Genomic DNA, 6,752 nt, shown 5'->3' with positions numbered 1-6,752 from the left:
GCAGCGCGCTGCGTGGCGCGGTGCACCAGATACCGCAACCCCGCGTCGGCGTCGGCCGGCAAGCCGTCGGCGGGCCACCACCGCAGATCCATCGACTCCTCGCTGATCGCCAGCTGCGCGCCGGCCGGCGCGTGCGCCAGGAACTGCAAGTCGAGGTGGCGAGTCGGCACGCCCAGCGAGCACCGCACCGGGTGCACATGGATGGCGGCGAGCTGCGGCTCGATCCGCAGCCCGGCGATGCCGGACTCCTCGGTGGCCTCGCGCAGTGCCGCGGCGGCAATGGTGTCGTCGCCGTCCTCGCAGTGCCCGCCCAGCTGAACCCAGCGCCCGATGCGCGGGTGCAAGGTGAGCAACACCTGCCCGGCATCGTCGAGCACGAGCGTCGACGCCGTCACGTGGCCGGGTACGCAGTCGCGACGGCAGGCGTCGGTACGGGCTTCGACGAAGGCCAGCACCGCGTGCCGCACCGAGTCCTGGCCGGGATCGGGCGCCGGCCAGTCGGTGAGGGCGGCGATCACCGAGTCGCGCAGGCTCACCGGGCGCCGCGCTTCCGGCGCCGGTCCCGCAGCGCCGCCCAGGCCGCCCGGCAACCGGCCACGGCTTCCGCCGACCAGCCCAGCCCGTCGAGCAGCACCCGCCGGTCGACCAGGTCGAGGGCCTTCTCGCACTCGTTGGCCCGCAACAACAGGTCCACCTCCGCGGCGAGTCCGCTGTCGGCGTGCTCCGGCGCGGGCAGGGGGAGGTGTTCGGCTTCGGCGGGCTCCAGCTCCAGCACCCCGCCCCCGTAGCTGCGGCCCATGATTTCGGCGAAGGCGAAAGTGGCGCTGTTGTGGAACACCGCGGCCAGCGCGGTCGGGTCGACGCCGGACCTGACCCGCACCCGATGCACTGTGTCGGTGCTGGTTGCGGCCGCGGCGTTGACGGTCAGCCGCGGCGCCCGGTGGATCTGGCGCAGCAGGAACAGGTCGGGTATCCACGGCGACGGCGTGCGCCACCACGGCGTGCGGACCGAGCACTTGTAGCCCAGGTGCACACCGTCGTGTTCGCCGGCCGCAAGATGGGCCAGCACGGCCGGGTCGGCCGGCTCGACCGGCGCATCCAGCAGCCAGGTTCGGTGCTGCGTCGCCAAATCGCTGCTGCGACAATCCAGGTCGTAGATCAAGCCGCTGAGCTGGGCGCTGCGCGAGACCAGGGGGACGCAGTGGTCGCGCAGACCCTGGGTGCGCGCGTCGGCGTCGGTGAAGGTGAAGAAGCTGTTGCGGCCGGTCACGATGCCCACGTCCACCTCGGCCAGCCGGCCCAGTGTGGTCAGCGACCCGGATTGCTTGAGGCCGCGCAGCAGTTGGATCGCGGCCGGGTCCAGAAAGTACTTGGTCCACTTCTCCTGCTCGTGCAGCAGCGCCGGTGCCCACTCGACCTGTAGATCCGCCTGCGCCAATTCCTCGGCATCGCGCAACTGCACGGTCCGGGTCCGCGCCGGTCCGCGACCGACGACGCCACAGAACACCACCACCTCTTGCAGCACGCCGTCGAACACCAGCCGACCGAAGCTGATCAACGTGATCTCGCGATACCGACGCAGCAGGAACTCGCGCAACTGCGCGGCGTAGCCGACCTGTAACAACTCCGCGGGCAAGACCAGCCCCACCCGTCCGCCGTCACGCACCAGCGCGGTGCTCGCCACCACGAACGGCACCCACGCGTTGGTCAATTTGGTCGGGCGCAGACCCTCGTGGCGCAGCAGCGCCAACGCGGGCTCGCGTTGCTCACTGGCCCAGTTGCCGAAGCGGATGTAGGGCGGGTTGCCCGCCACGCCGTCCCAGCCGCCGCTGCCGGGCAGCCAGGTGAAGAAGTTTGCGGCGTCGACGGGGGCGAACCGGCGGGCCTTGGCCGCCTCGTCGGCGTCGAGTTCCACGCCCTGGACCTGCGCGCTGCGGTCGGCGAGTTCGCGCAGGATGCGGCCGTCGCCGCAGGACGGTTCGAGGATGCGTGGGCCCGCCGCACACACCCAGCCGGCCAGGAACCGCGCCACCGGAACCGGGGTGTAATAGCCGCCGCGCACCTTGTCCGCCGAAGCGGCCACCTTGCCCGCGAACGTCGTCACTTGCGGATCAACAGGTCCGAGACGGCCACCGGCTCGCGTGGCCCGGCGGGCTCGGCGGGATAGCCGATGGCGATGGCGCCCAACGGTTCCCACTGCGCGGGCAACTTGAGCACCTCGCGAACCAGGTCGGCGGCGAAGATGGTCGAGCCGATCCAGCAACTGCCCACGGCGCGCACCGCCAGGGCCACCAGCAGCGCCTGTACGGCCGCGCCCACCGCGACGGTGAACATGGTGTGCTCGGCCTCGGTGCGGCCGCCGTCGGGGTAACTGTGAGCGCCGTCGGGAACCAGGAACGGGATGACGACTTCGGGTGCGTCGTAGAGGATCTGCCCGCGGGCCACCCGGCGTTCGATGGAGTCGGCGGGCCTGCCGTCATCGGCGAGGTCGGCGCGCCACTTGTCTTGCATGCGGTCCAGTAGCCGAATCCGGGTGGCCGCGGTGGTCAGCCAGACGAACCGCACGGGCCGAGTGTGATGCGGGGCGGGGGCGGTCAGGGCTTCGGCGATGGCGGCTTCCACGAGGTCGGCCGGCACCGGCTCGTCGTTGAACCGGCGCACCGACCGGCGCAACAGCTGTGCCTGCCGGCGGCCGAGCTCGATGGCTTCGGCCGTGCCGAGCCAGAACAGGTCTTCTTCGCCGGGGCGCAGCAACTGCCGTGCCGTCGAGCCGTCGTCGGTCAGATTCAGTCCACGGACCACCGCCACCGGCATCGCGGTCAGCTTGCCCTTCACCAGATCGGCCGCGGCGGCGATCTCGTCGGCCACGGCTATCTCGGTGACCACCAATTCGTTGCCGTAGGCGTCGACCGCACCCGAGTAGTTGTGCAGCACCGGCAGTCCGGCCGCACCCACGGCGGCGTCGATCTGTCCGTTGCGCCAGGCGCGGCCCATGGTGTCGGTGATGACCACCGCGACGGTGACCCCGAGACGCTCGCGCACAGCGGACCGCAACGCCGCGGCGCTGGCGTCGGGATCCTCGGGGAGCAGCGCCAACTCCGAGCGCTCGACATTGGATCCGTCCACACCGGCGGCCGCCTGGATCAGTCCGAGCCGGTTCTCGGTGATCAACGTGCGGCCCTTGCGCGCCAGCACTCGCACCGCTTCGTCTTCCACCAGCTTGCGGCGCAACTGGTCTCGTTCCTCGTCGTCAGCCGGCGCGGGCACCAGGCGGCCTTCGCATTTGGAGATCACCTTGCTGGTCACCACCACGACGTCACCGTCGCGCAACCACGGCGCGGCGTCGACGAGGGCCGCGCCCACGTCGTCGCCGGGACGAAACTCTGGCAGCCCGGCCACCGGCAGTATCTCGATCGTCGCTGCCGCGCCGTGCTCGCGGCGCGCCGGCTGCCCACCGGTCACGGGGACACACCCGCAAGCTCGAGGCCCACGCGCACCATCTCGGCGGTCGCTTTCGGGTCACTCATCAGCAGCGGTATCGATCGCACTGTCACCCCGTCGATTTCGGCGTGATCACCCTCGTGCACCAGCCAGCAGTCCAAGATTCCGGTGGTCCGGCGGGAACCGTAGTGCCGGCCGACCGCCTCGGCGGTGGACTCCACGCCGATGACAGACAGGCAGGCGTCGGCCATGCCGCGCAACGGTTTTCCCCCGATGATGGGGGAGTAGCCGACGATGGGCGCGGCGGTGGAGCGCAACGCCGCGCGGATACCCGGGACGGCCAGGATGGCACCGACGCTGACCACCGGATTGGACGGGGCCAGCAGGATCACGTCGGCGTCGGCGATGGCCTGCGTGACTTCGGTTGTGGCGGTGGCTTTTTCGGCTCCGATGAAAGCGAAGCTGTGGGTGGGCACCTGGGCGCGGTGACGGACCCACCACTCCTGGAAGTGAATGGCCCGGGTGGTCTGGTCGGCCGGGTCGGTGATCACCACATGGGTTTCGCAGCGGTCGTCACTGGCCGGCAGCAACAGCGCGCCGGGCTGCCAGCGGTCGCACAACGCCGCGGTGATCTGGGTCAGCGGATAGCCGGCGTTGAGCATCTGGGTGCGCACCAGATGGGTCGCCAGGTCGCGGTCACCGAGTTGGAACCAGTCGGGCTGCATGCCGTAGCTCGCCAATTCCGCCATGGCATTCCAGGTTTCGTCGCGGTGGCCCCAACCCCGCTCCGGATCCACTCCACCGCCCAGGGTGTACATGCAGGTGTCCAGATCCGGGCAAACGCGTACCCCGTGAATCCAGGCGTCGTCGCCGATGTTGACCACAGCGCACAGCTCGTGAGCGGTTCTGGAATCCGGTGAGGCATACTGGCCTAGCCCAAGCAACTGCTGGACCCCGAGCAGAAACCGGGCGCCGCCGACTCCACCGACCAGAACGGTGACCTTCACACCGCAGGACAGTACCTGCCGGTGCCGCACGGATCTTCGGCGCTAGAGCCCCTCGGGTGACTTGTGATCAGTAACACCAGACACGCCGGTATACGTTCACAACAGAAACGCCGAAAATTGGTCACGAACTGATATGGAAATACCGCGAAACGCTTGCGCGAACAGGTCAACCCGTGTCTAATCACATCAGTGTCATTTCCCGGTTGGCCGGCCGGTTCCGGTGTCGCAGACCGAGATTCGATCACTTGTTCGAATTAGGGTAACTGTACATCAAAACAGTGGCAACCATTCACTCTATTTTGTGAGGAGGCGGAGGCATGTCCTATGAGCACCTTCGGGGCCTGATGGGTACCGCACCGCAGACCACTGCCGGCTCGACGACGGTGTCATCCGTGGCACATGTCCGTCCCCACCTAAGCGTGGTTCCCGATGCGCCAGTCGCATTCGAGCCGGAACCCGAACCGGTACCGGCCGACCAGTGGCAAGACCGCGCGCTGTGCGCGCAAACGGATCCCGAGGCGTTCTTCCCGGAGAAGGGCGGCTCGACCCGCGAGGCGAAGAAGATCTGCCTGGGGTGCGAGGTCCGGCACGAATGCCTGGAGTACGCCCTGGCTCATGACGAGCGTTTCGGCATCTGGGGCGGACTGTCCGAGCGCGAGCGTCGCCGCCTCAAGCGCGGCATCATCTGAACGCTCAGTCAGTCAGTCATCGATCGTCGGGTCGATGACCGAGGGCTCCACGTCCAGGTAAATCGCGACCTGGGCCACCAGGATCTCGTGCAGTAATTCCGCCAATTCGACGGTGTCTTTCGCCCGTCGCTCAATTGGCCTGCGGAACAACACAATTCGCGCGCGCGTGGCGTTGCCGCGGACGTCGACCCCGGCGGGGATGAGCCGGGCCAAGGCGATCGGCCCGTCGGCGATGACCTCCGGCGGCCACTGCACACTTTCCGGATCCTTGGCCGCGATCCGCGGAATCTCATCGACCGCCACGTCCAGTTCGGCCACCCGGTCATGCCAGCGCCGCTCGATGGGTTCGTATGCCTCCAGCACCGCCATGTCGAAGCGCTCGGCACGGCTGCGCCAACCGGGCACCGTCGGCGGCAACAACGGACCCCGCACGTCTCGGCCCCGCCGCTGGCCCCGGTGCCTGAGCGGCCGGGTCGACCCGCTGTCGGACCGACCGCTGCGCGGGGAGCTGCGCGGATCGCTCACGCGCCGATCGTAACGGTTCGACATCGTCTGACGGATGCGCGTGTCCGTCCCTTCGACGGGGTTGCCGCACGATAGCCTTTCGAACGTGAACGTACCCCGTCGCTGCTGCCGGCCCGGGTGTCCGCACTACGCAGTGGCCACGTTGACGTTCGTCTACTCGGACTCCACGGCCGTGGTCGGTCCGCTCGCTACCGCGCGGGAACCCCACTCCTGGGATTTGTGCGTCGGTCATGCCGGGCGAATCACCGCGCCACGCGGGTGGGAGCTCGTGCGCCACGCCGGACCTCTCGCGCTCGAGCCCACTCATCCCGACGAGGATGACCTGGTGGCGCTCGCAGATGCGGTGCGCGAAGGCGGTTCCCGCGCCACCCGGTCCTACGCCGGCGCTTCGGGCGCGCCACTCAATGGCCACCGCAGTGGCCATCAAAATGGCCATCAGAACGGCCATCAAAACGGCCATCAAAACGGCCATCTCAATGCCTACGAGGCCTACGACGGCTACGGAGACGACGTCCCCCCACCGGCGGTGGGGATGGCGGGGGACCCGCAGTCGGCCGGAGCGCATGCCGCCGCGCCCAGTGGTGGCGTGCTGGCGCCTCCCGCGCATCGGTCTGGGCGACGGCGCGGACACCTGCGGGTGTTGCCCGACCCCGCCGACTAACGGTCCGACCGTTTGGGTCCGCTGCCGCGCGGGGCGGATAGGCTGACGCCAAGAGTCGAATACACCCAAGGTCGTCAGGAGACCGGAGAATGTCTTGGCCAGCCGCGGCTATCCACCGTGTCATCAAGGCGTATGACGTTCGGGGGCTGGTCGGCGACGAGATCACCGAACCGCTGGTCAGCGACGTCGGCGCGGCGTTCGCCCGGCTGATGCACGGCGAAGACGCCCGCCAGGTGGTGATCGGTCACGACATGCGGGACAGCTCACCGGCGCTGGCCGCGGCCTTCGCGGCCGGGGTCACCGGTCAGGGGCTTGACGTGGTGCGCATCGGGCTGGCCTCGACCGATCAGCTCTACTTCGCGTCAGGATTGCTGGACTGCCCCGGCGCGATGTTCACCGCCAGCCACAATCCGGCTGCCTACAACGGCA

Annotated in this window: 7 protein-coding genes and 1 pseudogene; 3 read left to right on the top strand and 5 right to left on the bottom strand. The window is 69.1% G+C overall.

Annotation, left to right across the window (positions count from 1 at the left end; all coding sequences use genetic code 11):
- The 4 genes from A9W95_RS11680 to cofD all read right to left on the bottom strand — a co-directional run.
- The coding region (locus tag A9W95_RS11680; protein ID WP_067412383.1) for an NUDIX hydrolase at positions 1-536 on the bottom strand (536 nt) is incomplete at its 3' end.
- Positions 533-2,104, bottom strand: coding sequence for a class I SAM-dependent methyltransferase (locus tag A9W95_RS11675; protein WP_067412376.1), 1,572 nt, complete (start codon positions 2,102-2,104; stop codon positions 533-535). The genes A9W95_RS11675 and A9W95_RS11680, both read right to left, overlap by 4 nt.
- Positions 2,101-3,462, bottom strand: coding sequence for a coenzyme F420-0:L-glutamate ligase (locus tag A9W95_RS11670; RefSeq protein WP_067412373.1), 1,362 nt, complete (start codon positions 3,460-3,462; stop codon positions 2,101-2,103). The genes A9W95_RS11675 and A9W95_RS11670 overlap by 4 nt, the downstream gene beginning before the upstream one ends.
- Positions 3,459-4,448, bottom strand: a complete 990-nt coding sequence (cofD, locus tag A9W95_RS11665) for a 2-phospho-L-lactate transferase (RefSeq protein WP_067412370.1) — start codon at positions 4,446-4,448, stop codon at positions 3,459-3,461. The genes A9W95_RS11670 and cofD overlap by 4 nt, the downstream gene beginning before the upstream one ends.
- Positions 4,449-4,792: 344 nt before the next feature.
- On the opposite strand from cofD, the gene A9W95_RS11660 reads away from it, so the two are divergent.
- The gene (locus tag A9W95_RS11660) at positions 4,793-5,137 is read left to right on the top strand and encodes a WhiB family transcriptional regulator (RefSeq protein WP_082983037.1); all 345 of its coding nucleotides are present in this window, start codon (positions 4,793-4,795) and stop codon (positions 5,135-5,137) included.
- 12 nt (positions 5,138-5,149) lie between these two features.
- On the opposite strand, the gene A9W95_RS11655 is transcribed toward A9W95_RS11660, so the two are convergent.
- Positions 5,150-5,569 carry a metallopeptidase family protein gene (locus A9W95_RS11655; protein WP_067412379.1) on the bottom strand — a complete coding sequence of 140 codons (420 nt, stop codon included), beginning with the start codon at positions 5,567-5,569 and terminating at the stop codon, positions 5,150-5,152.
- Positions 5,570-5,747: 178 nt separating this feature from the next.
- Between A9W95_RS11655 and A9W95_RS27890 the strand changes: the two genes are divergently transcribed.
- Together A9W95_RS27890 and manB are read left to right on the top strand one after the other, a co-directional pair.
- Positions 5,748-6,323, top strand: a complete 576-nt coding sequence (locus A9W95_RS27890; protein ID WP_253851633.1) for a DUF3499 domain-containing protein — start codon at positions 5,748-5,750, stop codon at positions 6,321-6,323.
- 89 nt (positions 6,324-6,412) lie between these two features.
- Positions 6,413-6,752, top strand: a pseudogene (gene manB / locus A9W95_RS11645) (phosphomannomutase/phosphoglucomutase); the annotation flags it as partial.

It is taken from the genome of Mycobacterium sp. 1423905.2 (genome assembly GCF_001673155.1).
Lineage (GTDB): Bacteria > Actinomycetota > Actinomycetes > Mycobacteriales > Mycobacteriaceae > Mycobacterium.
Note: the sequence above shows the minus strand (reverse complement) of the source record. Positions and strands in the feature narration are given on the sequence as shown.